Origin of the sequence: Fibrobacter sp. (assembly GCF_045112255.1) — a bacterium.
GTDB lineage: Bacteria > Fibrobacterota > Fibrobacteria > Fibrobacterales > Fibrobacteraceae > Fibrobacter.
This window is the reverse complement of sequence record NZ_JBGUHR010000060.1, coordinates 1-20,773: the sequence shown is the minus strand read 5'-3', so window position 1 is coordinate 20,773 and position 20,773 is coordinate 1. Positions and strand designations below refer to the sequence as shown.

Here is a 20,773-nt window from a genome sequence, read left to right as displayed (position 1 = left end):
TTAGTTTGTGAAAAATGGATACGGAGCCGTGGCAGCCCCGTACCCATTGAATCAGTTAGACCGCCTTCAAGTAGACGAGCGACTGATTGACTTCCGCCGTGCGGTTACGAGCCTTGTCGGCGATGGTCGGTCTGTAGCCAATGCCGTAGGCGCTCCACACATCCAAGCGGATCATCGTATCGACAATCTGCTCGTACACGCCCACAGAGCTACGAGACACCACATCCTTTCCGAACAAGGTCTTTTCGACGATCGGACGGATCGCTTCGACTTCGCCGAAGAACTTAGCCATTCGGCACATCGCCACGCCCATGTGGACACCAGTGACGGCTTGCGGGACATCAGCCCACACCTTGCGGTTGATTTCGACCAGCTTGACAAGCCAAGACGGAGAACCGCTAGCGAGGGAGCGATGACCGCATTCGCTCATGGTTTCGAGAAGCCAAGACGGAATGCCCAATGTGTTTGAGACATGTCCGCTGACATAGTCGACGGTACGGGTGATGGTGTTGACGGGTGCGATTGAGAGCAACGAAGTCATGTTGTGAATTTCGTCATCGGTCAAGTACACGCCATGCAAGCGCTCGTCAGCATCGTTGCTGCTGAGGATCATGTCGCCCATGCCGAGCAAGCGTTCGGCACCGCCATGACCGAGGATGGTCACGGAGTCGGTAGACGAACTTACCTTGAATGCGATGCGGCACGGCAAGTTAGCCTTGAGGTCGCCAGTGACCACCTTGACGGACGGTCTCTGCGTGGCGAGAACCAGGTGGATGCCAACCGCACGGCTCTTCTGAGCGAGTCTCTGCACGATTTCCGTCAGCTCGTTGCCAGCAGTCATCATCAAGTCAGCGAACTCGTCGACGACACAGACAACATAGCGCATCTTTTCGACACAATCCTTGCCGACAGGCTGCGTGTTCACCCATTCGTTGTAGACGGTGATGTTGCGCTTGCCGTACTTGGTAAGGATTTCGTAGCGGCGATCCATTTCCTTGCAGAGCCAACGGAGTCCATCAAGGGATTCGTTCGGCTCGACAAGAATTTTTCTGTTGATGCAGTTGGGAAGCGAGTGGTACTCGTTCAGTTCCACGCCCTTCGGATCGACGAGCATCAAGTCGAAGTCGTTCAGCGACACGTTGCGGAGCAACGAGCAGATGAGCGAGTTGATGCAGACGGACTTGCCAGAGCCTGTCTGTCCAGCAATCAGCAGATGCGGTGCCTTAGCCAAGTCGATGACACGAGCATCACCAGTGACGGTCACACCGAGTTCGAGAGGCAGAGCCATCTTGGACGAAGCCATGGTATGGACATTGCCGAGACGGACTACCTTGCGATCCTTGGCCGGAAGGTCAAGCGCAAGAACGCCCTTTTCGGGTACGGAAGTCACCGAAGCGCTCTTCACGGTGAGCTGCATGGCGAGGTCGTTGGACAAGTCAGCAACCGTCTTGATGCGCACACCACGCGGAAGCTTCAAGTTCACGCGAGTCACGACGGGGCCGCACTCGATGCTGTCCACTTGAACGCCGTGGACACCGAAGCTATTGAGCGCTTCGATGACACGTTCGGACAAGTCTTGGTCTGCGCTGCCTTCCAAGTTGGTAGTGACATTGAAGATGGAACAAGCCTTTAGTAAGTTGAAGTTCCGCGTATCAATGCCGTAATAGGCGATAGCGTGAGTATCGGTCAAGTCCAATCCGTAGCACTTCTTGTAGCAACCTTTCTGCATGGTGAAACCTCCGCCTAGTAATATAACTCTTATTTTGACTTTTGTCAAGTCCTTGCGTGTATTTTTATAACAAAAGGAGGCAGTCCCGCCGTGGCGGAATCAGTCTCCGAACCTGATTACTTCGTTCTTCTTGTCCTTGCGCATGTTGATCCGTCGGTAGCGGATCTGGGCCTTCACCCTCGGATACAAATCGAAGTTGCCCTCGAAGGTCTGCGTGAGCAGCGAATCCGGGTAGTACAGCTTGAAATTGTCAACGGAATCAAAGTAGACCCCACGGAAGAACTCTAGTCCGTCGTATGCGGCTAGGATGTCTGGACACCCTTGCTGGTTGTAGACGGAGAACATGAAGTCCTTGCCTATCGTGTAGTCGTAATAGCAGTCCAGACCCTTATTGGATCTGGCTATGCGTACCAAGTGGTACACGTTCACCGCCGGACATGTGCCGTCCTTGTACGGATCGGCGAAGATGCTGCCGACGTAGGGACAAGTCACCTTGCCGTTCACGATGACTGGCATGGTAGTGTATCGGTCGCCAGTGTTCCAGTTCCCAGAGCGCATGTAGATGCGCATTTCCTTGCGGTTGATGGTATTGTCGAACACGACCGCGACTGCGGACATGGCGAATGCGAGAATGATTAGTAAGAGCTTCTTCATAGTTGTCTCCTTGCGTGTGCGTGTTAAAATGGTCTGCGAGGGCAGTCCCGCAGACCTTGGATCAGTCATGTATCGACATCACGGACAGATGCAGATCGTTCGCCAGTGCAGCGATAGCACGATCGGAAGTGATATGGCGGACACTATCACGAATAGGGTCAAGTAGATCGCCAGTTCCCTTCCTGGGTGCTGTTTCCTAAATTCTTCCCTTGCGTATTCCTCGTCGGTCAGACCGCCGAAGTCGCCAGGGTTCCTCAATCCCCACAGCATTCCGGCTATCAGCGCGGAAACAAGTAGGTCAAGGACAACGATAATGGGCGTACAATCGATCATTCGGACTCCTCTAGTAGCAAACGTCGTAGAACACCCACGTCTTCAGCTTCCATAGAGGCCAAGTGAACCTACGGATGAACACATTGTAGCTTGCCGCCTTTTCGAACGAGGTGTAGCAATGGATGCCCCTTGAATGCTGCGACCTCGAACGGAAATCGAACTTCTCCATGGTCATCGTCTTTCCGTCCACGCAGTAGATGAACGACGGATCGTAGTAGGACGCGGCGAAATCGACTTTGGCCTTTGTCCCATCGAGGTTTAGGATATCGACCACCTTGCACTGGTTCACTCGCATACGCTCGTGCGCGATGTCTACCACCATGAAGGCGGTTGTCGGGTCGATCTCCAGCTTTACTACCACTGGGCCTTTGGCAGACCACGCTTTCTTGTATCCGTACATGGGTTCTCCTTACGTTATTGGGCCGACTGGTTTTGTTCCGCAAATGGACTGCTGTTCTGCTTTGCATTTGTCGAAGCAGTGTGACGGATATGTCCGGCCCGTCCAGACATTGTACATCATTGAACCGTCGCACTTCGTCACGCATGCGCCAACTGGATGACTCTGGACGCATTTCTGCCACTTGTCGATGGCTAGTTCAACCAATGGCTGGACTGGCTTCCTTGATGTAGGCTGCATGTTGTACGATTCGATTTCGATGGGCTGACCGTGCCTATCGTACTTGTATATCCATACAGCCCCGTCGTGCCACTTGATTGAATGGGTCTTTCCGTTGGGCAAGTATGTGTAGGTGTCGTGCGATAGGTTCGTGTGCATATACACGCGACCTTGGTCATCATATACCTTTATCTCGCCATTTGGGAACTTTTCGTAGACAAGGTACTCTTCTGCATACAGCTTCTCTGTATCGTCGTTGAAGTTCTTGAGCAAGGTAAAGCGACCGTTGACTTCCTTGACTTCCTTCGTCACGAGGTTAGCCGTCGTGGTGGTGCGCTTCTCCTTGTACACGTACAAGTTGTCGCCCTTGTACTTCGCGCCCTTGACATGCAGCGTCTGGATGTAGTCGTGCCATGTCAGCGCCCTCATAAGACGGACTTGGTTGGTGTCTATCTTGATGCTGATCTGGTCTACCTTCAGATCGACTACGGACAAATGGCGTTCCAGCTTGTTTGTAGACTTTTCGACTTCGCTGATTACCGATGCGGTTGCGTTATTGGCGGCATTGTGGGCCGAGCTGTGGGCGGTGTATGCGACCAAACCAGCCAAGATTATTTCGAGGAACATTCGGATTCTCCTTTGGTTGTGCGTTCGGATTCAAGGACACGTTCAGTGACCTTGTAATAGAGAAGGATGGCATGCTCTTGGACGGTCAAGCCAGTCCAGCCGACAGCCAGCCCTTTCTTGTAGACTTCTTCGTAGCTCATTTGCGCTTCGGAAATTCGCTGTCAAGGCCGTGTGCCCAGGATCCGTCGATGACGGCAAGTCCAGTCTTGACGCCGAGGTGAATCTGGGATATCTTGCCCATGTCAGCCGGACGACCTTGTACGTAATCGTCTGCGAGTTCCTTAATCTGGTCGGCGGCTTGATAGAGCATCTTCCTTACATCTTGTTTCGTAAAGGTTGCCATGTGCATTCTCCTTAGTTGGGTTTTGGTTGACTGGCCTTCCATTGTTCGTACCGAGCGAACAAGGCTTCCAGCATCATCGCATACGGATAGTATGCTTGTTCCTTCTTGAACTCCTCGTAGAGTTTCCTGAGCCGAGGCCATGCTCGTACGGACACGCAGTAGGCGATCTGGGCGTCTGGCGGAAGCGAGGCGAGGATTTCACCGAACTCTTCGCTGTCTTGGAAGCGAACGATCTGTTCCCTCGTCAAGGTTTCCTTGTTCGTGATGCCGTTCTTGTCGCACCACTCGTTCCATTTCTGGTCTGCGAGATTCTGGTATTCCTTAGCCATCAAGAGCCTCCAGTTTCTTCTTGACCTTCGCAATGTATGCTTCGAGCTTCTGGCATTCCGGGTCGACTTCGTGGCTGCTGAACGGCGTGTCGTCGTACGCATCGTAGGTGTCCATACTCTTGCAGCGTTCCGCGTAGCGTTCTTGGCACCTTACGAGGTCTGCCATCGTGAGTTCCTTCCAGAACTCCTTTTCGCGTTCCGCGTCTGTCATGTAGGAGTAGCCAGACGAGTTTTCAACCTTGCGGACGATGTGTGTGAGGGTTTCGACGTCGAGTTCAGCGCCGTAGGATTCTTCAAGGACATCCCAAGCGGCGACGATCGTCGTGCCTCCAAGCAAAGTAATGTTCACGGTGGAACCGTTATGGTGTATCGTCATTTTCGTCTCCTATGATGTCGTCGATGTGGTCTACGGCTTCAGCCGCCCTATATCCGATCGATATGCCGATCAGAAAATCCAAGATGATATCCCACATCATGTTGTTTGCTATCTCGTAATAGAGAATCGGAAGCAGCACGATGACGAGAATAGTGTTGACGGCGAGGCTGATGAAAGGGTGTTTCTTGCGGTTGTTAAACCATTCGGCGAGAAATCCGATGAAAAACACGGCTAGCAAGATGTGGTAAAGCGTTACGGACATATTTTAGATCTCCTTGGTCAAAATATAACTCTTGACAAAGCGTTTGTCAAGGGGTTATACCATTACCTTTCCGGTTCCGTGGCAGTCAGGGCAAGTCTTCCATTCATAATGGTCTTCTCGTTCTGTCCCATCTTGTTCGAAATGGTATGAACCGTCATTGCGGCGGTAGTTTCCTTGACGAAGAGAAATGCATGTCGTGACGTAGCGTTTCCCTTCGCCGTGACATTCGGGGCATTTCTTGTACTTGATTTTTCTGGTTCTTTCGTCGAATTCTTTTACTTCTCGTTGAAGCATGGCGCTTGCCGCTTTCATAAATTCGGAAGGTTCAGACTCTTCACGGCACATGGCCATGTATTCAGCAATTTCCATGCCGTCAATCACACCGAGTTTGTGAAGCAGATGGAGCGAACTTTCACGTTCATGACTGTCCATGCGTTGAAGGATATGAATCGTTCTGGGTGGCAACATATTTTAACCTCTGGTTGAAACTTGAATAAAGCAAAGAGGCAGTCCCGCCGTCGGCGGAACAGTCTCTTGAACCCAGGATTACTCCTTGGCGGTTGGCGGTTCGCACACGATATCGAAAAATTTCTTGTGTACGAGCATGATCTTTCGGTGCATCGGATCTGGTTTCTTGCCGTCGAACTTGGCAAGCGTGTTCTTGAGGACGAGCGCGGCGGCGAACACGGGTTCGCGGTGGCTTACCGCATAGTGCAAGTACTGTCCGCAATACTTGATGGTGAGTACGCCGACAAAGCGGTGAGTCTTCTTAACCTCGTTCCATCCGCCCACGCATCCGGACGAGTGCGTCTTTCCCCAGCCTTCATCAAATTCTTTTTTGGTCAGGACTCGGAAATCGAACACCACTCGGCTGTACTTTAAGGAGGTGATGCAAGCGAAGTTAGCCTTGCTGAACATAGCAGAAATTTTTTTCTGGACTTCGGTCATAATGACTCCTTTTAATATTCTCGTGACTCGTTCAGATAGAGGCGTACATCGTCAACGGTGAGTCCGTTTTTCTCAAGGATGTTGATCAACTGGATTATACCGCCGAACGACAGTTTTCCGTCACCTTTGATACATACCAGGTCGTCGCAGCAAGTATTTACCGACAAGCTTCCAGTAAACGCTTGTTTGCAATCGGCCAGTACTTTGTCTTCGGTAGACTTGAGTATCGTGGGCTTCACAAAAGATATTGTGGTCTGGTAGTACGACATGCGGTCTCCTCGGAATTAAAGGTTGAACTGGTAGATGTCCTTTGTGTCTTCACAGAGGATGTTGACGAAGTTCGGTTCGAAGTATTCGTATTCCTTGGCATCCTCGCAAGCGCGGAGAAGCCTGGAGGCTTCGGCGAACACGGCAGCGCCGTAGTTCGAGTGGGTCGTGTCGATCTTGTGGATCTGGAGAGGATATGCGGCCTTCTCGGCTACGCCATTTTCGATCTTGAAGAAATGGACGAAGAACGGAAATTCGCAAGTGTTCAAGTGGTAGAACTCGTTGATGACTTCTGCCAAGCGAACCACCTTTGCAGTCCAGCTACCCAGGCCACCCTTGCCGAAAGAAACCGGAACGGTCTGCTTGACGGCAGTGTGATAAGTAGTAAACTTGTACTTGACGTTGTTGTAGCGGTCGTACGAGATCGCGACCGAAGTCTTCTCCTCAGCGAACACTTTGTCCATGGCGGCAAGCAGCTCGTTGGCTTGCTTCCTTGCAACGACCTTCAGCGTGTCATCGGCCTTGGTGAAGGAAGTGTCCGCGATGCGGAACTCCACGGAGCCAGCACGGCGGTCTACCTTGATGATGGAGTCCTTCTGGCTGTGTTCCTTGTAGAACTTGGACGTGGACACCATGATCTTCATAGTGTCTATTAAGGTGTCTTCGTGCGAGGTGATGGTGTCGAGGTTAAAACGTGTCATGATTGGTCTCCTTGTGGGTTGCTTACGTAATAAAGGCCGACGGCAGTCCCGCCGTCGGCGGATCAGTTAGAGCGTGATGTTGAACTTGTCTTTAGTGAATTTGTCTTCGATGGTCAGCGAATCCGGGTTAAAGAACTTGCATTTCTGGTCATCGCGAACTTGCATCATAATAAGAGCCGCTTCCATGAGCGAGGAAAGTTCAGTGTTTTCGTACGAATATTTCCAAAGCCCTTCGATGAGCAGCTTGGTGCTGGTCTTGATGACCTTATCGCCTTCGTGCAAGTAGAACACCACGGAATAGGAGCCTTCCGATTTATCAGTCTCCCAGAGTTCCTTGATGATGGCTGCAAACTTGGCGACCTTCTTGTCGTAGCCGTTCAGTGCGTCTTTGCCGTAGGTCTTGGGAAGGTTGACTGTCTTGGGCGTATGATAGTGTTCTACACAGAAGTCAACGCTGTCGCACAGCTTGTCGCTGCGAATCCACTTCACGTTGATCACATGCTCTTCGAGAATGGCCTTCACAGTGTTTTCTACGCGCTTCACTGCGAACTGCTTCATATTTGCGTAGCCGCCAGTGCGGAAACAGTTGTCTACCAAGGGAATCGTCACGATGCCCTTTCGGTAATCGACCCACTTGGATTCCGGGATCATTGAGAGGCGGTCTTTGTCGCCGTAGTCCTTGTACAAAGGACTTTCGAGCAAGATGTCGCGAACGCGGACTAGTAATGCGGTTTCTGTGGCGGTGATGGTGTTGGTCAAGTTCTTCATATAAGTCTCCTTGTTGGGGTTGTACAAATGATAAAAGAAGGTGGCAGTCCCGCAAGACTGCCTCCAGTCTATTCTTCCGAAAGCAGCTTCACCATGTTGTACACGCAATTTATCGTGTTCCACAAGAACGTGGCGAACGCGCCAGCGCACACACAGAACATGAAGCCTCGGTTGAACAAGGAAGTGTGCATCAAGAGTTCGGTACTAAGGTACATGTACTGTTGCAGAAAGTAGATGAACACGACCAAAGTCGTTCCAGAGAATATGCCGCTGAAAATCGTATTGAGAATGTATTTTTTCATTGGTTCCTCCTAGTCGGTGGTCTTGTAGAAGTAGGCGAGTTCGTCGCCCTTGAGGTTATCGCAAGCGTAGGCGTCAGCGGCCTTCCAGAGTTCGTCGTAGACCTGAGAAAGCGCCTTGTTGCCCTTCTCGTGGTGTTCATAGATCTTGTGGTTCAGCGTAATCACGAGGTCGGTGAGGTAGCGGTACTGGCCCTTCCATTCGTTGAAGGCTCGCTTGTAGGTGTCCCTCACGGCGTCTTCGCCGAACGCATCGGCGATGGTGAAATCGCTCTTGAATGTGGTGGAGAAGCCGTCATCGTACTTGATGGGCGACTCGGTAGGCGGAATCACGATTATAAACGGTGCTTCTGACATAGATATACTCCTTGTTGTGCTTTATGAATGGTAAGAAGGGGCAGTCCCGCCGGGACTGTCCCAGTCTGGCTAATAGAGAAGCCGTATCACCGACGTATCTTTCGTCAACTCGTAGTACTTACGGCCTACCTTCTTCAGTTCGTCGTACCGCTTGTGTACTATCTCGTTGTTCAGTTCCCAGTCGCGGAGATCGCGGTTGTACTTGGCGGTCAAGTGGTTCACGACCTTGGAGCAAGAGACTCCGTTGGTGTCCAAGCCCTTGAGGTAGCGTACCGTTCTGTCCATATCCACCAAGTTAGTGAAGCATACTTCGGAGACCTTCTGTTCGATCTCGACCTTCTTCTTGGCGGAGTCATCCTGGGCATAGTGATAGATGTTGCTAATCAGAGCACCGCCAACAGCGGATATGATAATGACCGATAGCCTAATCCAGATGTTTACGAATTTTTCCATTAGTTGACTCCTTTTTCTTCGGTTTTCGGATCGGCGGTCAATTCGTCGCCATGGGGAACGGTACACGCCTTTCTCTCAAATTCCTTTCGTGCCATTTCGGCTTGTATACGCGCTTCTCCGTTCTTCTTGGCTTGTTCTTCCATATCCTTCTGCATTTCCGAACGAACCATAGCGAGGTAGTCCTCTTCGGAATACAGCTTCTTGGTATCGGGGTCGTAGAAGACCGTGGTCGTACCGTAGTCTAAGTCCTTCTGTTCTTCCACGTTCTGCTTGACGATGTGGTAGCAGCCACATACCATCAGTACGAGGTGACGGAACAGATGTACGAAGTTGATGGAGAACGCCACCAGCATCACGACCATGCTGATGTACGAAACGAGGAATCCGCTGACGCTAGTCGCTTTGCCCATGCCGACGTAGGACGTGATGGCAAGCGCGAAAGACACGGTGACGAAGATCATTTCCCACTTGACTTCGCGCATCTGGGTGAAGTCGATCCTGAAATCCCAGTTGTGGTTCTTGGTGACGATTTTCTTGAGGTTCTTGGTTTCCATTGGTTGTTGTCTCCTTTTGGGGTTGGTTTGGTAATGGCGATGTATGGCAGTCCCGCCGTCGGCGGATCATTCGTCCATGCACTCCGGATATTGTTCGCTCAACTGCATAATGGCCTTGTTGTGGTCGAGACAAGTACGGAACACGGAGAAAGTCCTACGGAGCAGCGTTCGGATCTTCGTCTTGCTGTCGTTGTCGTGGAAGTAGATGTTGCACTGGTCAATGTCCACTCGGAAGTGGACGGAATACATACCAAGGTGCTCGTGCCAAGTGACCAGATACATGTTGGCGTCGTGTTCGTAGTCCGCCACGTCGATACGGACAACGTTCTCGGTGACGAGCAGGGCCTTGGTGATGTGGCAGTCGGCACGGAAGTTGGACAGAATCGTCTTCATTTCCGTGTCCACGATTTCGTTGCGGAACCCTTGCTTGCCAGAGTTCACGTATTCGTGTATTAACTGGTTGCCCTTAATCAGGGCGTCGGTAGCGATTGTCATAGATACTCCTTATCAAGCAGACCAAATGCACGGACTGATTAACGGACGATATTTGAAGGAACTTCCAAGGTACTTCATCAGCGTGACATGTTCCTTGAACCATTCGTTCTCGAACAGCTTGTCGATGGCTTCGATTCCCTTCGCGTTGATGGACTTCAGATAAGTGTTGTCGCATCCTTCGAGGTGACAAGTAGGAATGAGCCAGTACCTCGTCTTGGCATCCACGAAGCCGATACGCTGAGTGCGACCAGTCAAGTCTCTCCCAGCAAACGGTCTGTCGGTGTACTCCAGGATCGTGCCGTAGTCTTGTACGCACACGCCAGCGGCTTCCAATTCGGCCCTATGCTCGTTGATGATTTCCTTCATCTTCTTGTTGAAGGGTCTGCCAAGATCGCCCTTGATGGACGTTCCGCTTTCAAGATAGCATTCGGCTTGTACAAAATTATCGGTCATTTTAGGTCTCCTTGGCTAAAATATAACTCTTGAAAAGTATTTTGTCAATACTTTCAAGAGAAATAAAAATTATTTTTATCTGATTACGTCATTCAAGGTGGCGTCGTACTTCTCCTTGAGTTCCTTCTGGATATTCTTGGTGTTGAGGTACATCACGAACAAGTCGTAGACCTTGCTGATTCTGTCCTTGACAGCCTTCAGCGGTTCGCCGTCCTTCCAGTAGAGGTAGCACTGGTCGCCTTCGACCGTACATCCGCATCCGGACATGCACTTGTCATCGAACCAAGTGAGCCAGAAATCACCACGCCCATCGGTAAGCCTAATACGGACGGATCGTTCGGTCAAGTGCAAGCTGTCGATATCGTCGAGGTGGCCAGCGGCGAAGTCGAACAGACTGTGCCCCAAGACTGTCTGGAGCTTCTTGTCGTGGAACTTGAAGTCGCTGAGCTGGTTGAGTATTGTGGTCATGTTTGCCATGGTTGCCTCCTAGTACGACTTGATGTCGTATCCGCTTAAAGTGTTGAATGCGTTTTCAAGCCCTTGGTCGATCGCTTCGCATGCCTTGGAGATGTCCCTCAGGACTTCCTCGGCGCTCGGTACGCGACCGTCGAACTGGTTGGCGAACGTACGTTCGCAGATGACGCCGGACTCGTCGCCGTCGCGGCATTCGTTCACGACCTTGAAGCTCTCGGCAACAGGGTCGATTTCCGCGCTTGCGTGTTCGTAGTTGGACATATAGCAGATGTGTCCGTCGTCTTCGCGGCTGAAGTTGATGCCTTCGGAAGCCAGCTTCTTTAGTAATTCGTCTGTAAATTCCATGTTATACCTCGTTTGGTTGTGCCAAATGAATAAAGGGTCGTGGCAGTCCCGCCACGGCCCTATCAGTTCCAGTGTCCGTTCACGAAACTCAAGATATCCGGTCGATTGTCGCCGTCGTTCACGTACAAGGTGGCAATCCACTTCTTTTCGTCCGTGATGTCGATTCCCAAGTCCTTCAGCTTCTTCACGAGCAAGCATACCCTCTTGCCAGAGACTTGTGCGCTGAACGGGTGACGCTTCTCGCTGCCCAGCTTGACTTTCTTGTTCTCAAGGACGGATATTTCAGCCCATTGCCCCTTCTTCAAGGGGTATGCGGTTCCTTTCGTTTCTGCCATTCTAAACCTCCTTGTCGGTGTCTCTCGGTTTGGTGAGAAATTCCGTGAGTTGCATTATCTCTTGTCTGATATTGTCAAGCTCACGATCTGGGCAGTTCTCGGCGTCCTTGACCCTTACCACGGCGTATTGGCTGAGTACGGTCACTTCAACGTGTCCGCACGGCTTGAAGAACTCTTCGACTTCATCTGGGGTTCTTCCGGCCTTTCGGTTCACCCATACGAGTAAAGTCCCACGGCGACCGTTGAAATCCTCGATACGCATTTTCGGATAGAGCATGCTTCTACGCTCCAAGAATTCCTTCCACCGCATGTCGTACTTGTAGCACAATAAGCACATACCGCCCACGACAAGCATAAAATAAGTGTCCAAAATAGTTGAAAGCGTGGTCGCACCAACTCGGTCTGTTTCAAGAAAGTCCAGCATAACCCAGACCATAGAGACGAACCAGGCCATGCCGTACGACAGCGACGCGACCTCGAAGGACTTGCGCCAGAAAGCGGAGATCGTGCCGAACACGGTCATTGCAGCCGCGAAAATTATCATTCCGATAATCAGTTCGTAATTCATTTATTCTTCCTCACCAAATAAAAATTGTTCTACTGAGTCAGAGTCCTCTACGGCTTCGTCCTCGCTTAACATGACAATCACTAAGCAGTAGCACCCAAGCAAAAGGTCTCCAACCACGAACAACGGCTCGTTGATGTCCATCAACATCTGCGGGAGCCAGAGGAACAGCGCGAAGAGGTTGCAGACGAACGCGACCTCGTAGCGTTTAGCCATAAAGAAGGCCACAGCGCCTACCGCCGTCAGTCCGACGGCGAACGCTATCACAAGTGCGGTAATAGTTCCAACCATTTAAAACTCCTTTGTGCGCATTATCAATGACTAGCCGTGGCAGTCCCGCGACTCAGCAGACAGTCCGCCTACCCACTTGTTCGTCTCGGTACAGATCCAGTCGATCTCCGCCAGCTTCTTCAAGGCCGTCATGAAGCGCTTCGCGCTGTGGCTCTTGCAGAGTCTGCGCCAGTGAGACTGCCTTCCGTGCCTTACCGCCACATAGTACATAGGCCCGTCAACCGTGCCTTGAACCATCACGCAAGCGGAATGCATGGCAAACTCGTGCTTCTTGGTGTCGTAGCCGAAGAGCCATCCGAAGCCGTCGCGTTCGGTCTCTGCGGTGAACTCCGCGCCTGGGTAGTAGGCGCGTGTCATCACATAAAAATTTTCAAATTTAGCCCTTTCGAGGGGTCTGCGAATCAGTCCTTTTCCCATCCGAATACCGCCTTGTAAGTCATTAAACCCCATTTCTTCGTGTCCTCGACCAGCCCGACACCGCCTACCTTGGAGATACGGAGCCTTTCTGCGGCCTCTTCCATGCTGTTGCAGAACATGAAGATGCCCTTGATTTCCGGACGCAGTGCCTTCAGCGCCATGTCCTTGACGTCCTTCTTCAGCACGACGTAGCCAGCAAGCGTCAGCCCTTCCATCACGCCGCGAATCCTTTCGAGGAACGCGACGGCGTCGTGTCTGGCTCGGTCGATCTCGCAGCAGATCTCGGTCAAGTAGCAGCCGGGGTCGCCCCACTTGTCGCACAGAGCTGCGTGGTAGTCCACGAGGGCGTTGTAGTGCGCGACCATCTTGGTCATGTAGTTGTTCACTCGGCTGTAGAGACTCTTCCACCTCATGTTGAGGCTTGCGGTGAACGGCTTCGGCTTGGTCTTCAGGATTGCCTTAAATTCAGATGCTTGGTCACTCATGGTGATTCTCCTTGGTTGAATGTTTGTCGGTTGCCCCATATCCATACGGAGAAGGGGCAGTCCCGCCACCTATGTAGCAGTCTAGCCGAACACGGCGAAGTCGCGCATGTTGTGGAGCATTGCGTCCCAAGTGGCGTTCTCGTTTCCGGTACGGAACGGATGGTCTGTGCCGATGAAGCGAGTCAGCGCGTCGTTCCTCGTCTCGTAGCCGTCCGTGACCACCTTGCTCCATACCTTCTGCTCAGGATAGAGTTCGTCACGCTCGAACGCGATGTCCTTGATCTTGCCGCCCTCGATGCGGACGGTACACTTCACCGTCGGCTTCTTGTACTTCATTGAACGGCTGTAGCCCTGGGTCTCGCTGTACGCCGTCACCTTGTACGAATACTTCTTGACCACATAGCCCCTTTCGAAGGCGGTGTCGTACGCATTCAAGACCTTTTCGAGCGCGGATTCCACGGAAACAAACCCGTTCTTCATCTTGCCTTGGGTGGCTTCGAGGTCTGAATTGGCGTTCTTGATGATTGTCTTTGTCGCCATCTTGGCGATTCTTTCGGTTATTAACATTTTCTGTCTCCTTGATAGGGTTGTGCTTATTTCAGCAGACGAGGCTGCTGAACCTTCACGATTGAAAGTTTTTTCTTGCCAGTGGTGAACACTCGAAGGTAGCAGAACGGACTTCCGTCGCCCACTACGAAAAAGTATCCCTTGCCAGCGTCGCGGACGGAAGCGAAACGGGCTATGCAGCCAGCGGATATTACCGACTTGGCCTCGGCTTCGATTCCTCTAAGCATCTGCTCCACGCTTCCGAAGGTGCGTCCCTTGCCCCACTCGGCTATATGCTCTGCGAACTGCTTTGCGTCCATTCTCGTTCTCCTTTAGACCATTTCGAACCGTTCGAACTGCTTCTTCACGGACTTTCCGTAGAGGTTCACGTATGCGCTTCCCCACTGTCCGTGCTTGGTGTACTTACGGATGCTGACCTTGACGGTCTTCCCTTCGACGAGGACGAAAGCCTCGCCGACGTTGTTCCTGTCGTCCTCTTTCAGCGAGAAGTGGACTTGGCAAGTGCCAGCCCCTATACCCACGCTGTAGAGACAGCTTGCGACGATCTTGCGCTTCGTGCTAGCGGCGATCACTCGGTTCAGTTCGTCCCTGAAGTACTTGACGGTTTCCACGACCGCGAGACCCTTCTTCACGGCGGTCTCGGTCAGTTCCTTCTCGGTAGTAGCATTCTTGTTCATATCGTTTCTCCTTTCGGCTGTGCATACCATATATGAGGACGAGGCAGTCCCGCCACGCCCTAGCCATTCCCTTGCATCTTCAGAAAGGCGTCAATAAGGCGCAAGTTGTCCTCTGCGGCTCCCAAGCAGTCGAAGTCGTGAGGAAGGGCGTACAGAATCTGTCCGTCCTCGGCCTTGCACTCCGCTTGGCTACCGCTGACCACCTGGTCTTCTCCGCCCTTCGCTATCGCCATCAGCGAAGCCCCAGACGGACTCCAGCCCTTCGGAACCCAAGAGAGGTTCAAGTACTCGCGACCCTTGGCGTTCCACCTTTCGAGAACCGCATGATCCACTTCCGTCTTGACCTTCTTGAATATGCGGTAGGTGAAGTTCCCAAGACGGACGATGTAGTAGTCCTTCAAGTCCAATTCCTTCGGTACGGGCGCACCGTCCACCAAGAAGGTGTACTCTACGCCGCCCGTCACCACATTGGTAGCGTGTCTGCGATCCGTTTTCATAATGCCCTCAATGTTTAAAAATTTTTACTTATAATTGCACTTGGTTATGTATATCTTTCCGTTTGGGTCGTTCTTGGCACAAGTGTCGCCATCCCATTCCAAGCAAGTCTCCTTGACCCATCGGTCGTAGTATCGGTTGACTTTGCTCGTGTCCGAAACGATGTATTGGAAGCCTATCTGGGTATCGTAGCAGAACTTGGTCGTGTCCTTCTCGACCGCATAGGGAACATCCTCGCAAGAAACCTCGTTCACCCTAGTAGATGTAGATACTTGCGGTATGGTGTCGCTGAACAGCCTACGCAGTTCGGAAACATCCTTCCGAAACCTTGACTCGCTGTAGTCGTTCTGCATGAGCGAATCCCATTTGGGTACACCCTTGGTCATAGCGTATATCCTACCGACCATGCCATCTAACAGAAGTGCGTCGCCTTCGTTTACCAACATCCGAACAAGAGTATCGGATGATGTACCGATTACTCGCACACCAGGAATCTGCTCTAGTATCTCCTCGGTAGTGTACAGCCCTCGGATATGGAATGTGTCGGTCACTATGAAGTTGTCGTTTATCGCCGATAAGTAGCCCTTGAGTGACCATCCAGTAGCCGACATATCCAGACTAGGATCTCCGAGACCAAAGAACTCAGCAACGACGGGGCTGATGTCGTAGTGATAATATCCGTTGACTGCGCGTGACCTCACGACCTCGTAGTCGCACACCTTCTTAGTGTAGGTGTCAACGGACGCACTTGTACCATTGTCACCGCTACAGCCAGTGAACCACCCAAGACAGAACAGAGCGACCAGCCCCAAGAGCACACACCCAAGTATGCGCCATACGGTAGATGTCATGTCCTTTACGTGTTCCTTTTCATTCATATTGCATTCTCCTAGTAGGTTGTCCTCGCGTACCATAATACAGAGAGGCAGTCCCGCAGTCCCACGACCAGTCCCTCGGTTCCCGACTAGCGCCCTATGGGGCATTGGATGGGAACTGTCGGTCAAGTGTGGATAGTTGGGTATTCATTGTGGATAGATTGTTGATAAGTTGTTTTCAAGATCAGGGGTTCACATCATGCCCACTTGTGCATTCTGTTGGGATGGCGTTCGTGGGGTTGGGAACTGGTACACGGAGTTGGGCAGTCCCCGTCCGTCAGTCAAACACAAAAGCACGTTTTGTAGCTAAATGTTTACAATTAAGTAGGGAAACATCGGTCGGCCTGGGGGTCTCGCGTGTGGGCCTCGGTTCGCCCTTCGGCGGCTCTGTGCGGACTGCGCGGACGAGTTCGGATAAGGTAATAAGATAGGCGCGACTAAGTTAGCCCAGGTTAATAAAGTTAGCTTCCTCCTCGTGGAGATTTTAAATGGAGACAACGCTTCGCGAACGAACCGACATAGCGGAAGTGTGCGGACAGTGTTGATAGGTTGTTGACAGATGATAAATTTGGTTTACATAATCAATGTAATCGGCAATGGTGCTCAACTGTGCCCCACGGTTCCAGACGTGCGCACGTAAGTAAAAAATATTTTTAAGGGTTCGCGACGGTCTGGACATTTTGGGACATGTCAGCCCCGTGCTGTCCGTGCCAGTCTGTCCGATCCGACGGCGAAAAAAGAAGCCGTGAAGCTATGTTCACAGCTTGTTGATAGATTGTTGATAGATTGTTAAAACAATCGGTTGAGTTTGAGTTCGTTTTCGGCGACCTGGGCCTTGATCTTCTCCAGCTTTTCCTGGTACTGCTGATCCTTGTATGCCGAGATCGTGCTGTGGATGAAACCTCTTGGGTTCTGGAGAGCCGTCTGTCCTTCGGTGCGTTCGAACAGAGTGGTGTCTCCTTCGTCGGTGAGGAGTCGGCACGTCATGGACGGGTTAGGGTTGTTGTGGTCGAGATCGACACGGAGTCTGAGGTTGATGATGATATCCGGATCCGGATCGATGGATCCCTTGATGTCGGCCTCGAACGTGACCGTGAGGAGATCGGTGTCGGCATGGGGATTGACAGGTACTGCGCCGTCGCCGAGGGCAAGGTTCAGCTCCGTCCCAAACCGTTCCCCATAGGGACACTGGTTGTCGGACGGCGATTCGGGCGTCGTTTCTTGTTGGGATTCCTTGATCCAGGGGACGACGAGGTTGTCGATGAAGTCGGTAAGTCTAGGCATAAAAAATTATTCTCCGTAATATTTGGCTGAATACTTGTGTTCCATTTCGGTGAGTGTCAGGAACTTGTCCTTGATGTCCTTGCTGGTGACGTTGGCTTCGTTGATATCCCAGTGGTCGATATCATTGATGCGGCAGAGGTTTCCTTGGTGGAACTTGGTGATGCTGACACGGACTTTGTCGTCTTTCGGATAGACGGCGATGGTGTAGTGGAACGTGTTGTCGTTAGGGTCGTCGTAGATGATACCGTTGACAGAGGATGTACCTTCGTCGTCGATATCGTAGTCGCACTTGGGGGATCCGAACTTCATGCCCTTGAAGGCAGGGAGCAGATAGGACTGGACGTACTTCAGGAGTTTCTTGTCGAAGGTTCTGACGGCGTCCATGAATTGAGAATCTTTTTTGTTCATGTCGGCCTCCTTAGATTTCTTGAGCCTGGTGGAGCTTGTCGATGAAGGACTTGGCGTTAAGGATCTCTTGCTGTTCCTTGGCTTCGCGTTCGGTGGATTCGGCGATGATTTCGTTGCAGACTCCTACGAGATAGTCCCTAACGGTTCTGATGGCGGTGATCGGCGAGAAGAAGATCTGGGTCTTGGTGCCGCTGTAGGTTTCACCTTCTTCCATGTTGGTAATGTCGATGGGGTCGGCATTGCCGAAGAGCTTGATCGTGCCCTTGTTGGAGACACTAAACCAGTGGATGTTGGTAGTGCCCTTGTCGCGGAGCATGACGGCAGCAACGTCGCGACCAAAGGGTTCTGGACGAGACCTCATGAATTCCTTGGCGACTTTACGGATGTCTTCGTCGTCGGTAAGGAAGAGCGGCACGTTGGTAGGCTTGTCGTTGTCGCTGTGGAATTCGCCCTTCTTGTAGTACTTGTCTCCATGGAATTCGACGAACTTGTCGTCGGAGGAAGAGAACACATGGAACATGATATCGCCAGAGTGGCTGACGGTGACGCAGGGAACGAGCGTGGCAGTGGATTTTACGAACATGGTTAATCTCCTTGGTGTTGTGCCTAAAGCATAGGCGAAAGAGGCAGTCCCGCCGAGGGGCTGCCAGTTTTTTAGAACTTCGTGATCATTTCCTTGGCGTGGGCGATTTCCTGGATATACTGGGTGTCGCCGCGTTCGCGAGCCGCCTTGATGGCTGCCTTGATAGCGGCTTCCCTTTCGTTGGCCTTCCAGTAGATCTTTCTGTCGGCGTTGCAGCGCTTACCGTATTCGATGAAGAATCCGGTTCCGCCGTGGTTGTTGCCGCAGCCGAAGGTGGTATAGGTGTAGAGAGGTTCCTCGACTGGTTCCCAGAGGACACCCTTGAATACGACGTACTTGTTGGCTTCCTTTTGGACGTCGGCGGTGTTGCTCGGACGGTTCCAAGCGAGGACGACGGACTTTTCCGGATCGAACGGAATATCCGGTTCGTTCCAGTCTGAGAAGCGGCGGCAGAAGTTCTGGTACTGTTCGAGGCGCTTGGCGAGTTCTTCTTTCGGCTTGGGGAAGGAACGGGCGATGGCTGATCCGTAGGTATGGCGGATCGGTCTGTAGAGCGTCTTCTTGTAGCGGCGGATCGTTTCCGTGAAGTAGATTCCGTTTACTTGGTCGCCGTGGTGGACGAGTTCCCAGAGCTGTTCGCCGTCGCGAACCTTGGGGTACACGGTCGTATAGCGTTTGACCTTGTAGGCGATCGGGAAGAAGGATTCCTGGGTGATCGTCGCGATATTGATTTTGGTGTTTTCGGTCTTGAGCTGGCGGCGGGTCTTGGTGTGTCTTTCCGACGGAAGGTATTCGACGGTATAGGTAAGAGGGAAGTTGATCTTCATGATAGTCTCCTTGTGGTTGTGTACCAGTTGATAACTGTGGGCGGCAGTCCCGCGATGGATCTACCAGTTCACTAGTATAGGGCTTCTATGCATTCGGCGATGGAGTCTCCGCCGCCTACCTTGCCTTTTTTGCAGTCGAAGATCGTCCAACCGTCTTCTTCGCGGATAAGTTTTATTGTGGGGTTCGGCAGTTCGACGATCCTACCGGAACTGGATTCCTTGATAGAATTGGGGTCGAACTTGACCTTTCTCTTGGTGAGTTCGTCGATGACAGTCTGTTCAGCGATGGTAGCCATGATAGCCTCTTGTAAAGAAAAAGAAACAAAAGCCTACGGCTCCGAGGAGGAACCGTAGGCCAACCAAGGAAAAAATTATTTCTTGAAGGAGAACTTGTTTTCCTTTTCGTCGTACTCCCAGTCGCCTTCGTCGGTGGACTGCTTGAGGAGTTCGAGGAGTTCTTTGTTGTCGTCGAAGTAGTTGATGACGACGGTCGGTTCGGCGTACTTTCTGATGTCTTCTTCGTCTTGGACATCGAAGAACGCCTTTTCCTTGAAGGTTTCGAGGTTGATGATATCGGCGATGTTTTCGATACCGTTCTTCTGGGCGAAGTCGTCGAGGAACTTCTTGGCGATTTCGTCACGGTCAACTTGTTCGCTGCACCAGACATAGGGAGCCATATCGCCAACGCCGTCGGCATAGACACCGTGGGTGTACTGGCCTTGTTCTTCGTAGGCGTAGACTGCGATGGAGACCTTGGGGTAGAGCTTGGAGAGCGCTTTGATAAATTCTTCCGGAACAGACCAGGCGGTGTTGAACTTGACGACGAGTGCATCGCCTTCCCATTCGACGGAGGAGTCGGAGGCATCCCACTTGGTTCCCCAGTGGTCGATGTTCCAGTCGAACCAGTTGAACTCGGTTCCGCAGTGCGCTTCGAGACCGTTATGGTAGTTGGGGTCGGTCTTGTCCTGGGGCACAAAGAGGTTGAAGGAGAACGCATCGGTATTGCCGTAGATGTCGAAGACGGGGATCTTGCGTTCGGCATCCGGTTCGACACCTTCATAGCGTTGGATGAGCAGATTGGTGCAGTGCTCGGTGAGGTTGTCCTTTTCGCACTCGTGGCGGATGAATTCGGCCACGGTCATATTGGCCGGAACGATATAGACGGGCTTGCCCTTCTTGGCAATTTCTTCGAGAGTTGCTTTTTCGCCCTTGATGACGAGCTGATTATTTACCCAATTCGGCATTGTTATCTCCTTGGTTGTTGGTTGTAGGTTGATCGACGTACCCTTCAATCTGGTCGAGAGGCAGTCCCGCCGGATGATCGCCAGTCGGGTAGAGCTTGTCTTGGTGTTCGGAGAGCCAGCAGTTGAAGGCGTGGATAGTGCCGACTTCGTCGGAAGTGTATGCCATCAGACGGTTTCCGAGCTTACTGGTGATGTAGCGGAAGAGACGGTTTCCGTCCGGCAAGAAGATCACCGTGGCGGTGACATCGGTGTTGGACTCTTCGTTGCGGATGAAGAAGGTTCTGATCTTGGTTCCTTCCGGAAATTCGTCGAAGGTTCCACGGTCTGGTTCGCACAG

At 51.9% G+C, this 20,773-nt stretch carries 39 protein-coding genes; 1 reads left to right on the top strand and 38 read right to left on the bottom strand.

What is annotated here, in order from left to right; all coding sequences use genetic code 11:
• Window positions 1-55: 55 nt before the first annotated feature.
• From ACJMM9_RS08145 to ACJMM9_RS08025, 25 genes are all read right to left on the bottom strand, one after another.
• A complete protein-coding gene (locus tag ACJMM9_RS08145) occupies window positions 56-1,729 on the bottom strand; it encodes a DNA translocase FtsK (RefSeq protein ID WP_405325602.1) in 1,674 nt (557 codons plus the stop codon).
• A gap of 99 nt (window positions 1,730-1,828) precedes the next feature.
• Window positions 1,829-2,383 carry a hypothetical protein gene (locus ACJMM9_RS08140; protein ID WP_405325600.1) on the bottom strand — a complete coding sequence of 185 codons (555 nt, stop codon included), beginning with the start codon at window positions 2,381-2,383 and terminating at the stop codon, window positions 1,829-1,831.
• 343 nt (window positions 2,384-2,726) lie between these two features.
• Entirely contained in the window at window positions 2,727-3,116 is a 390-nt protein-coding gene (locus ACJMM9_RS08135; RefSeq protein WP_405325598.1) for a DUF5758 domain-containing protein, read from the bottom strand.
• Window positions 3,117-3,125: 9 nt separating this feature from the next.
• Window positions 3,126-3,959, bottom strand: a complete 834-nt coding sequence (locus ACJMM9_RS08130) for a hypothetical protein (protein WP_405325596.1) — start codon at window positions 3,957-3,959, stop codon at window positions 3,126-3,128.
• The gene (locus ACJMM9_RS08125) at window positions 3,944-4,099 is read right to left on the bottom strand and encodes a hypothetical protein (protein ID WP_405325594.1); all 156 of its coding nucleotides are present in this window, start codon (window positions 4,097-4,099) and stop codon (window positions 3,944-3,946) included. Before ACJMM9_RS08125 ends, ACJMM9_RS08130 begins: the two co-directional genes overlap by 16 nt.
• Complete coding sequence (locus ACJMM9_RS08120) at window positions 4,096-4,302, bottom strand: hypothetical protein (protein ID WP_405325592.1); 207 nt, start codon at window positions 4,300-4,302, stop codon at window positions 4,096-4,098. Before ACJMM9_RS08120 ends, ACJMM9_RS08125 begins: the two co-directional genes overlap by 4 nt.
• An 11-nt stretch (window positions 4,303-4,313) precedes the next feature.
• Entirely contained in the window at window positions 4,314-4,631 is a 318-nt protein-coding gene (locus ACJMM9_RS08115) for a hypothetical protein (protein ID WP_405325591.1), read from the bottom strand.
• Entirely contained in the window at window positions 4,624-5,007 is a 384-nt protein-coding gene (locus tag ACJMM9_RS08110; RefSeq protein WP_405325589.1) for a hypothetical protein, read from the bottom strand. Before ACJMM9_RS08110 ends, ACJMM9_RS08115 begins: the two co-directional genes overlap by 8 nt.
• Window positions 4,991-5,269 carry a hypothetical protein gene (locus ACJMM9_RS08105; RefSeq protein ID WP_405325587.1) on the bottom strand — a complete coding sequence of 93 codons (279 nt, stop codon included), beginning with the start codon at window positions 5,267-5,269 and terminating at the stop codon, window positions 4,991-4,993. Before ACJMM9_RS08105 ends, ACJMM9_RS08110 begins: the two co-directional genes overlap by 17 nt.
• Before the next feature lie 54 nt (window positions 5,270-5,323).
• Window positions 5,324-5,737 (bottom strand): hypothetical protein, encoded by a 414-nt coding sequence (locus tag ACJMM9_RS08100; RefSeq protein WP_405325585.1) that lies wholly within the window; start codon window positions 5,735-5,737, stop codon window positions 5,324-5,326.
• Between the two features lie 78 nt (window positions 5,738-5,815).
• Window positions 5,816-6,217, bottom strand: coding sequence for a hypothetical protein (locus tag ACJMM9_RS08095; RefSeq protein WP_405325583.1), 402 nt, complete (start codon window positions 6,215-6,217; stop codon window positions 5,816-5,818).
• Window positions 6,218-6,228: 11 nt separating this feature from the next.
• Window positions 6,229-6,486, bottom strand: coding sequence for a hypothetical protein (locus ACJMM9_RS08090; protein WP_405325582.1), 258 nt, complete (start codon window positions 6,484-6,486; stop codon window positions 6,229-6,231).
• 15 nt (window positions 6,487-6,501) lie between these two features.
• The gene (locus tag ACJMM9_RS08085; protein WP_405325580.1) at window positions 6,502-7,185 is read right to left on the bottom strand and encodes a hypothetical protein; all 684 of its coding nucleotides are present in this window, start codon (window positions 7,183-7,185) and stop codon (window positions 6,502-6,504) included.
• A gap of 66 nt (window positions 7,186-7,251) precedes the next feature.
• Complete coding sequence (locus ACJMM9_RS08080) at window positions 7,252-7,953, bottom strand: hypothetical protein (RefSeq protein ID WP_405325579.1); 702 nt, start codon at window positions 7,951-7,953, stop codon at window positions 7,252-7,254.
• Window positions 7,954-8,021: 68 nt separating this feature from the next.
• Window positions 8,022-8,255: a hypothetical protein gene (locus tag ACJMM9_RS08075; RefSeq protein ID WP_405325577.1), complete on the bottom strand. Its 234-nt coding sequence runs from the start codon at window positions 8,253-8,255 to the stop codon at window positions 8,022-8,024.
• Between the two features lie 9 nt (window positions 8,256-8,264).
• Complete coding sequence (locus tag ACJMM9_RS08070) at window positions 8,265-8,609, bottom strand: hypothetical protein (RefSeq protein ID WP_405325575.1); 345 nt, start codon at window positions 8,607-8,609, stop codon at window positions 8,265-8,267.
• Between the two features lie 69 nt (window positions 8,610-8,678).
• Window positions 8,679-9,062, bottom strand: coding sequence for a hypothetical protein (locus ACJMM9_RS08065; protein WP_405325573.1), 384 nt, complete (start codon window positions 9,060-9,062; stop codon window positions 8,679-8,681).
• Window positions 9,062-9,616 carry a hypothetical protein gene (locus tag ACJMM9_RS08060; protein ID WP_405325571.1) on the bottom strand — a complete coding sequence of 185 codons (555 nt, stop codon included), beginning with the start codon at window positions 9,614-9,616 and terminating at the stop codon, window positions 9,062-9,064. The genes ACJMM9_RS08065 and ACJMM9_RS08060 overlap by 1 nt, the downstream gene beginning before the upstream one ends.
• Before the next feature lie 66 nt (window positions 9,617-9,682).
• Window positions 9,683-10,111 carry a hypothetical protein gene (locus ACJMM9_RS08055; RefSeq protein WP_405325569.1) on the bottom strand — a complete coding sequence of 143 codons (429 nt, stop codon included), beginning with the start codon at window positions 10,109-10,111 and terminating at the stop codon, window positions 9,683-9,685.
• A gap of 12 nt (window positions 10,112-10,123) precedes the next feature.
• The gene (locus tag ACJMM9_RS08050; protein ID WP_405325568.1) at window positions 10,124-10,564 is read right to left on the bottom strand and encodes a hypothetical protein; all 441 of its coding nucleotides are present in this window, start codon (window positions 10,562-10,564) and stop codon (window positions 10,124-10,126) included.
• A 75-nt stretch (window positions 10,565-10,639) separates the two neighbouring features.
• Complete coding sequence (locus ACJMM9_RS08045; protein ID WP_405325566.1) at window positions 10,640-11,041, bottom strand: hypothetical protein; 402 nt, start codon at window positions 11,039-11,041, stop codon at window positions 10,640-10,642.
• 9 nt (window positions 11,042-11,050) lie between these two features.
• Window positions 11,051-11,383, bottom strand: coding sequence for a hypothetical protein (locus tag ACJMM9_RS08040; RefSeq protein ID WP_405325564.1), 333 nt, complete (start codon window positions 11,381-11,383; stop codon window positions 11,051-11,053).
• Between the two features lie 62 nt (window positions 11,384-11,445).
• Entirely contained in the window at window positions 11,446-11,718 is a 273-nt protein-coding gene (locus ACJMM9_RS08035) for a hypothetical protein (RefSeq protein WP_405325563.1), read from the bottom strand.
• A 1-nt stretch (window position 11,719) separates the two neighbouring features.
• Window positions 11,720-12,262: a hypothetical protein gene (locus ACJMM9_RS08030; RefSeq protein WP_405325561.1), complete on the bottom strand. Its 543-nt coding sequence runs from the start codon at window positions 12,260-12,262 to the stop codon at window positions 11,720-11,722.
• 24 nt (window positions 12,263-12,286) lie between these two features.
• Window positions 12,287-12,574 carry a hypothetical protein gene (locus ACJMM9_RS08025; RefSeq protein ID WP_405325559.1) on the bottom strand — a complete coding sequence of 96 codons (288 nt, stop codon included), beginning with the start codon at window positions 12,572-12,574 and terminating at the stop codon, window positions 12,287-12,289.
• 36 nt (window positions 12,575-12,610) lie between these two features.
• On the opposite strand from ACJMM9_RS08025, the gene ACJMM9_RS08020 reads away from it, so the two are divergent.
• Window positions 12,611-13,009, top strand: coding sequence for a hypothetical protein (locus ACJMM9_RS08020; protein ID WP_405325557.1), 399 nt, complete (start codon window positions 12,611-12,613; stop codon window positions 13,007-13,009).
• Here ACJMM9_RS08020 and ACJMM9_RS08015 read toward each other — a convergent pair.
• From ACJMM9_RS08015 to ACJMM9_RS07955, 13 genes are all read right to left on the bottom strand, one after another.
• Window positions 12,976-13,476 carry a hypothetical protein gene (locus ACJMM9_RS08015; RefSeq protein ID WP_405325555.1) on the bottom strand — a complete coding sequence of 167 codons (501 nt, stop codon included), beginning with the start codon at window positions 13,474-13,476 and terminating at the stop codon, window positions 12,976-12,978. The two genes, ACJMM9_RS08020 and ACJMM9_RS08015, sit on opposite strands and share 34 nt — an antisense overlap.
• Window positions 13,477-13,557: 81 nt before the next feature.
• A complete protein-coding gene (locus ACJMM9_RS08010) occupies window positions 13,558-14,043 on the bottom strand; it encodes a hypothetical protein (protein ID WP_405325553.1) in 486 nt (161 codons plus the stop codon).
• Between the two features lie 26 nt (window positions 14,044-14,069).
• Window positions 14,070-14,342, bottom strand: coding sequence for a hypothetical protein (locus ACJMM9_RS08005; RefSeq protein WP_405325552.1), 273 nt, complete (start codon window positions 14,340-14,342; stop codon window positions 14,070-14,072).
• 12 nt (window positions 14,343-14,354) lie between these two features.
• Window positions 14,355-14,720, bottom strand: a complete 366-nt coding sequence (locus ACJMM9_RS08000; protein WP_405325550.1) for a hypothetical protein — start codon at window positions 14,718-14,720, stop codon at window positions 14,355-14,357.
• A 59-nt stretch (window positions 14,721-14,779) separates the two neighbouring features.
• Window positions 14,780-15,217, bottom strand: a complete 438-nt coding sequence (locus ACJMM9_RS07995) for a hypothetical protein (protein ID WP_405325548.1) — start codon at window positions 15,215-15,217, stop codon at window positions 14,780-14,782.
• 24 nt (window positions 15,218-15,241) lie between these two features.
• Window positions 15,242-16,093: a hypothetical protein gene (locus tag ACJMM9_RS07990; protein WP_405325546.1), complete on the bottom strand. Its 852-nt coding sequence runs from the start codon at window positions 16,091-16,093 to the stop codon at window positions 15,242-15,244.
• A 786-nt stretch (window positions 16,094-16,879) separates the two neighbouring features.
• Window positions 16,880-17,374, bottom strand: coding sequence for a hypothetical protein (locus tag ACJMM9_RS07985; protein WP_405325543.1), 495 nt, complete (start codon window positions 17,372-17,374; stop codon window positions 16,880-16,882).
• Window positions 17,375-17,380: 6 nt separating this feature from the next.
• Window positions 17,381-17,782: a hypothetical protein gene (locus ACJMM9_RS07980; RefSeq protein ID WP_405325540.1), complete on the bottom strand. Its 402-nt coding sequence runs from the start codon at window positions 17,780-17,782 to the stop codon at window positions 17,381-17,383.
• Window positions 17,783-17,792: 10 nt separating this feature from the next.
• Window positions 17,793-18,365 (bottom strand): hypothetical protein, encoded by a 573-nt coding sequence (locus ACJMM9_RS07975; protein ID WP_405325537.1) that lies wholly within the window; start codon window positions 18,363-18,365, stop codon window positions 17,793-17,795.
• 71 nt (window positions 18,366-18,436) lie between these two features.
• Window positions 18,437-19,192, bottom strand: coding sequence for a hypothetical protein (locus ACJMM9_RS07970; RefSeq protein ID WP_405325535.1), 756 nt, complete (start codon window positions 19,190-19,192; stop codon window positions 18,437-18,439).
• A gap of 71 nt (window positions 19,193-19,263) precedes the next feature.
• Window positions 19,264-19,488 carry a hypothetical protein gene (locus tag ACJMM9_RS07965; RefSeq protein WP_405325533.1) on the bottom strand — a complete coding sequence of 75 codons (225 nt, stop codon included), beginning with the start codon at window positions 19,486-19,488 and terminating at the stop codon, window positions 19,264-19,266.
• A 75-nt stretch (window positions 19,489-19,563) separates the two neighbouring features.
• Window positions 19,564-20,436, bottom strand: coding sequence for a hypothetical protein (locus ACJMM9_RS07960; protein ID WP_405325530.1), 873 nt, complete (start codon window positions 20,434-20,436; stop codon window positions 19,564-19,566).
• The coding region (locus tag ACJMM9_RS07955) for a hypothetical protein (protein ID WP_405325527.1) at window positions 20,417-20,773 on the bottom strand (357 nt) is incomplete at its 5' end. The genes ACJMM9_RS07955 and ACJMM9_RS07960, both read right to left, overlap by 20 nt.

Excerpts from the sequence above, each read along its gene's own strand:
- ACJMM9_RS08090 (WP_405325582.1), bottom strand. The coding sequence starts at position 6,486 with ATGTCGTACTACCAGACCACAATATCTTTTGTGAAGCCCACGATACTC.
- ACJMM9_RS08015 (WP_405325555.1), bottom strand. The coding sequence starts at position 13,476 with ATGAGTGACCAAGCATCTGAATTTAAGGCAATCCTGAAGACCAAGCCG.
- ACJMM9_RS07990 (WP_405325546.1), bottom strand. The coding sequence starts at position 16,093 with ATGAATGAAAAGGAACACGTAAAGGACATGACATCTACCGTATGGCGC.
- ACJMM9_RS08080 (WP_405325579.1), bottom strand. The coding sequence starts at position 7,953 with ATGAAGAACTTGACCAACACCATCACCGCCACAGAAACCGCATTACTA.
- ACJMM9_RS08120 (WP_405325592.1), bottom strand. The coding sequence starts at position 4,302 with ATGGCAACCTTTACGAAACAAGATGTAAGGAAGATGCTCTATCAAGCC.
- ACJMM9_RS08060 (WP_405325571.1), bottom strand. The coding sequence starts at position 9,616 with ATGGAAACCAAGAACCTCAAGAAAATCGTCACCAAGAACCACAACTGG.
- ACJMM9_RS07970 (WP_405325535.1), bottom strand. The coding sequence starts at position 19,192 with ATGAAGATCAACTTCCCTCTTACCTATACCGTCGAATACCTTCCGTCG.
- ACJMM9_RS08110 (WP_405325589.1), bottom strand. The coding sequence starts at position 5,007 with ATGACGATACACCATAACGGTTCCACCGTGAACATTACTTTGCTTGGA.
- ACJMM9_RS08035 (WP_405325563.1), bottom strand. The coding sequence starts at position 11,718 with ATGGCAGAAACGAAAGGAACCGCATACCCCTTGAAGAAGGGGCAATGG.
- ACJMM9_RS08030 (WP_405325561.1), bottom strand. The coding sequence starts at position 12,262 with ATGATAATTTTCGCGGCTGCAATGACCGTGTTCGGCACGATCTCCGCT.
- ACJMM9_RS08140 (WP_405325600.1), bottom strand. The coding sequence starts at position 2,383 with ATGAAGAAGCTCTTACTAATCATTCTCGCATTCGCCATGTCCGCAGTC.
- ACJMM9_RS08145 (WP_405325602.1), bottom strand. The coding sequence starts at position 1,729 with ATGCAGAAAGGTTGCTACAAGAAGTGCTACGGATTGGACTTGACCGAT.
- ACJMM9_RS08000 (WP_405325550.1), bottom strand. The coding sequence starts at position 14,720 with ATGAACAAGAATGCTACTACCGAGAAGGAACTGACCGAGACCGCCGTG.
- ACJMM9_RS08070 (WP_405325575.1), bottom strand. The coding sequence starts at position 8,609 with ATGTCAGAAGCACCGTTTATAATCGTGATTCCGCCTACCGAGTCGCCC.
- ACJMM9_RS08005 (WP_405325552.1), bottom strand. The coding sequence starts at position 14,342 with ATGGACGCAAAGCAGTTCGCAGAGCATATAGCCGAGTGGGGCAAGGGA.
- ACJMM9_RS07975 (WP_405325537.1), bottom strand. The coding sequence starts at position 18,365 with ATGTTCGTAAAATCCACTGCCACGCTCGTTCCCTGCGTCACCGTCAGC.
- ACJMM9_RS08125 (WP_405325594.1), bottom strand. The coding sequence starts at position 4,099 with ATGAGCTACGAAGAAGTCTACAAGAAAGGGCTGGCTGTCGGCTGGACT.
- ACJMM9_RS07965 (WP_405325533.1), bottom strand. The coding sequence starts at position 19,488 with ATGGCTACCATCGCTGAACAGACTGTCATCGACGAACTCACCAAGAGA.
- ACJMM9_RS08025 (WP_405325559.1), bottom strand. The coding sequence starts at position 12,574 with ATGGTTGGAACTATTACCGCACTTGTGATAGCGTTCGCCGTCGGACTG.
- ACJMM9_RS07980 (WP_405325540.1), bottom strand. The coding sequence starts at position 17,782 with ATGAACAAAAAAGATTCTCAATTCATGGACGCCGTCAGAACCTTCGAC.
- ACJMM9_RS07960 (WP_405325530.1), bottom strand. The coding sequence starts at position 20,436 with ATGCCGAATTGGGTAAATAATCAGCTCGTCATCAAGGGCGAAAAAGCA.
- ACJMM9_RS08095 (WP_405325583.1), bottom strand. The coding sequence starts at position 6,217 with ATGACCGAAGTCCAGAAAAAAATTTCTGCTATGTTCAGCAAGGCTAAC.
- ACJMM9_RS08105 (WP_405325587.1), bottom strand. The coding sequence starts at position 5,269 with ATGTCCGTAACGCTTTACCACATCTTGCTAGCCGTGTTTTTCATCGGA.
- ACJMM9_RS08075 (WP_405325577.1), bottom strand. The coding sequence starts at position 8,255 with ATGAAAAAATACATTCTCAATACGATTTTCAGCGGCATATTCTCTGGA.
- ACJMM9_RS08135 (WP_405325598.1), bottom strand. The coding sequence starts at position 3,116 with ATGTACGGATACAAGAAAGCGTGGTCTGCCAAAGGCCCAGTGGTAGTA.
- ACJMM9_RS08050 (WP_405325568.1), bottom strand. The coding sequence starts at position 10,564 with ATGACCGATAATTTTGTACAAGCCGAATGCTATCTTGAAAGCGGAACG.
- ACJMM9_RS08045 (WP_405325566.1), bottom strand. The coding sequence starts at position 11,041 with ATGGCAAACATGACCACAATACTCAACCAGCTCAGCGACTTCAAGTTC.
- ACJMM9_RS08065 (WP_405325573.1), bottom strand. The coding sequence starts at position 9,062 with ATGGAAAAATTCGTAAACATCTGGATTAGGCTATCGGTCATTATCATA.
- ACJMM9_RS08130 (WP_405325596.1), bottom strand. The coding sequence starts at position 3,959 with ATGTTCCTCGAAATAATCTTGGCTGGTTTGGTCGCATACACCGCCCAC.
- ACJMM9_RS07995 (WP_405325548.1), bottom strand. The coding sequence starts at position 15,217 with ATGAAAACGGATCGCAGACACGCTACCAATGTGGTGACGGGCGGCGTA.
- ACJMM9_RS08055 (WP_405325569.1), bottom strand. The coding sequence starts at position 10,111 with ATGACAATCGCTACCGACGCCCTGATTAAGGGCAACCAGTTAATACAC.
- ACJMM9_RS08115 (WP_405325591.1), bottom strand. The coding sequence starts at position 4,631 with ATGGCTAAGGAATACCAGAATCTCGCAGACCAGAAATGGAACGAGTGG.
- ACJMM9_RS08040 (WP_405325564.1), bottom strand. The coding sequence starts at position 11,383 with ATGGAATTTACAGACGAATTACTAAAGAAGCTGGCTTCCGAAGGCATC.
- ACJMM9_RS08100 (WP_405325585.1), bottom strand. The coding sequence starts at position 5,737 with ATGTTGCCACCCAGAACGATTCATATCCTTCAACGCATGGACAGTCAT.
- ACJMM9_RS08085 (WP_405325580.1), bottom strand. The coding sequence starts at position 7,185 with ATGACACGTTTTAACCTCGACACCATCACCTCGCACGAAGACACCTTA.
- ACJMM9_RS08010 (WP_405325553.1), bottom strand. The coding sequence starts at position 14,043 with ATGTTAATAACCGAAAGAATCGCCAAGATGGCGACAAAGACAATCATC.
- ACJMM9_RS07985 (WP_405325543.1), bottom strand. The coding sequence starts at position 17,374 with ATGCCTAGACTTACCGACTTCATCGACAACCTCGTCGTCCCCTGGATC.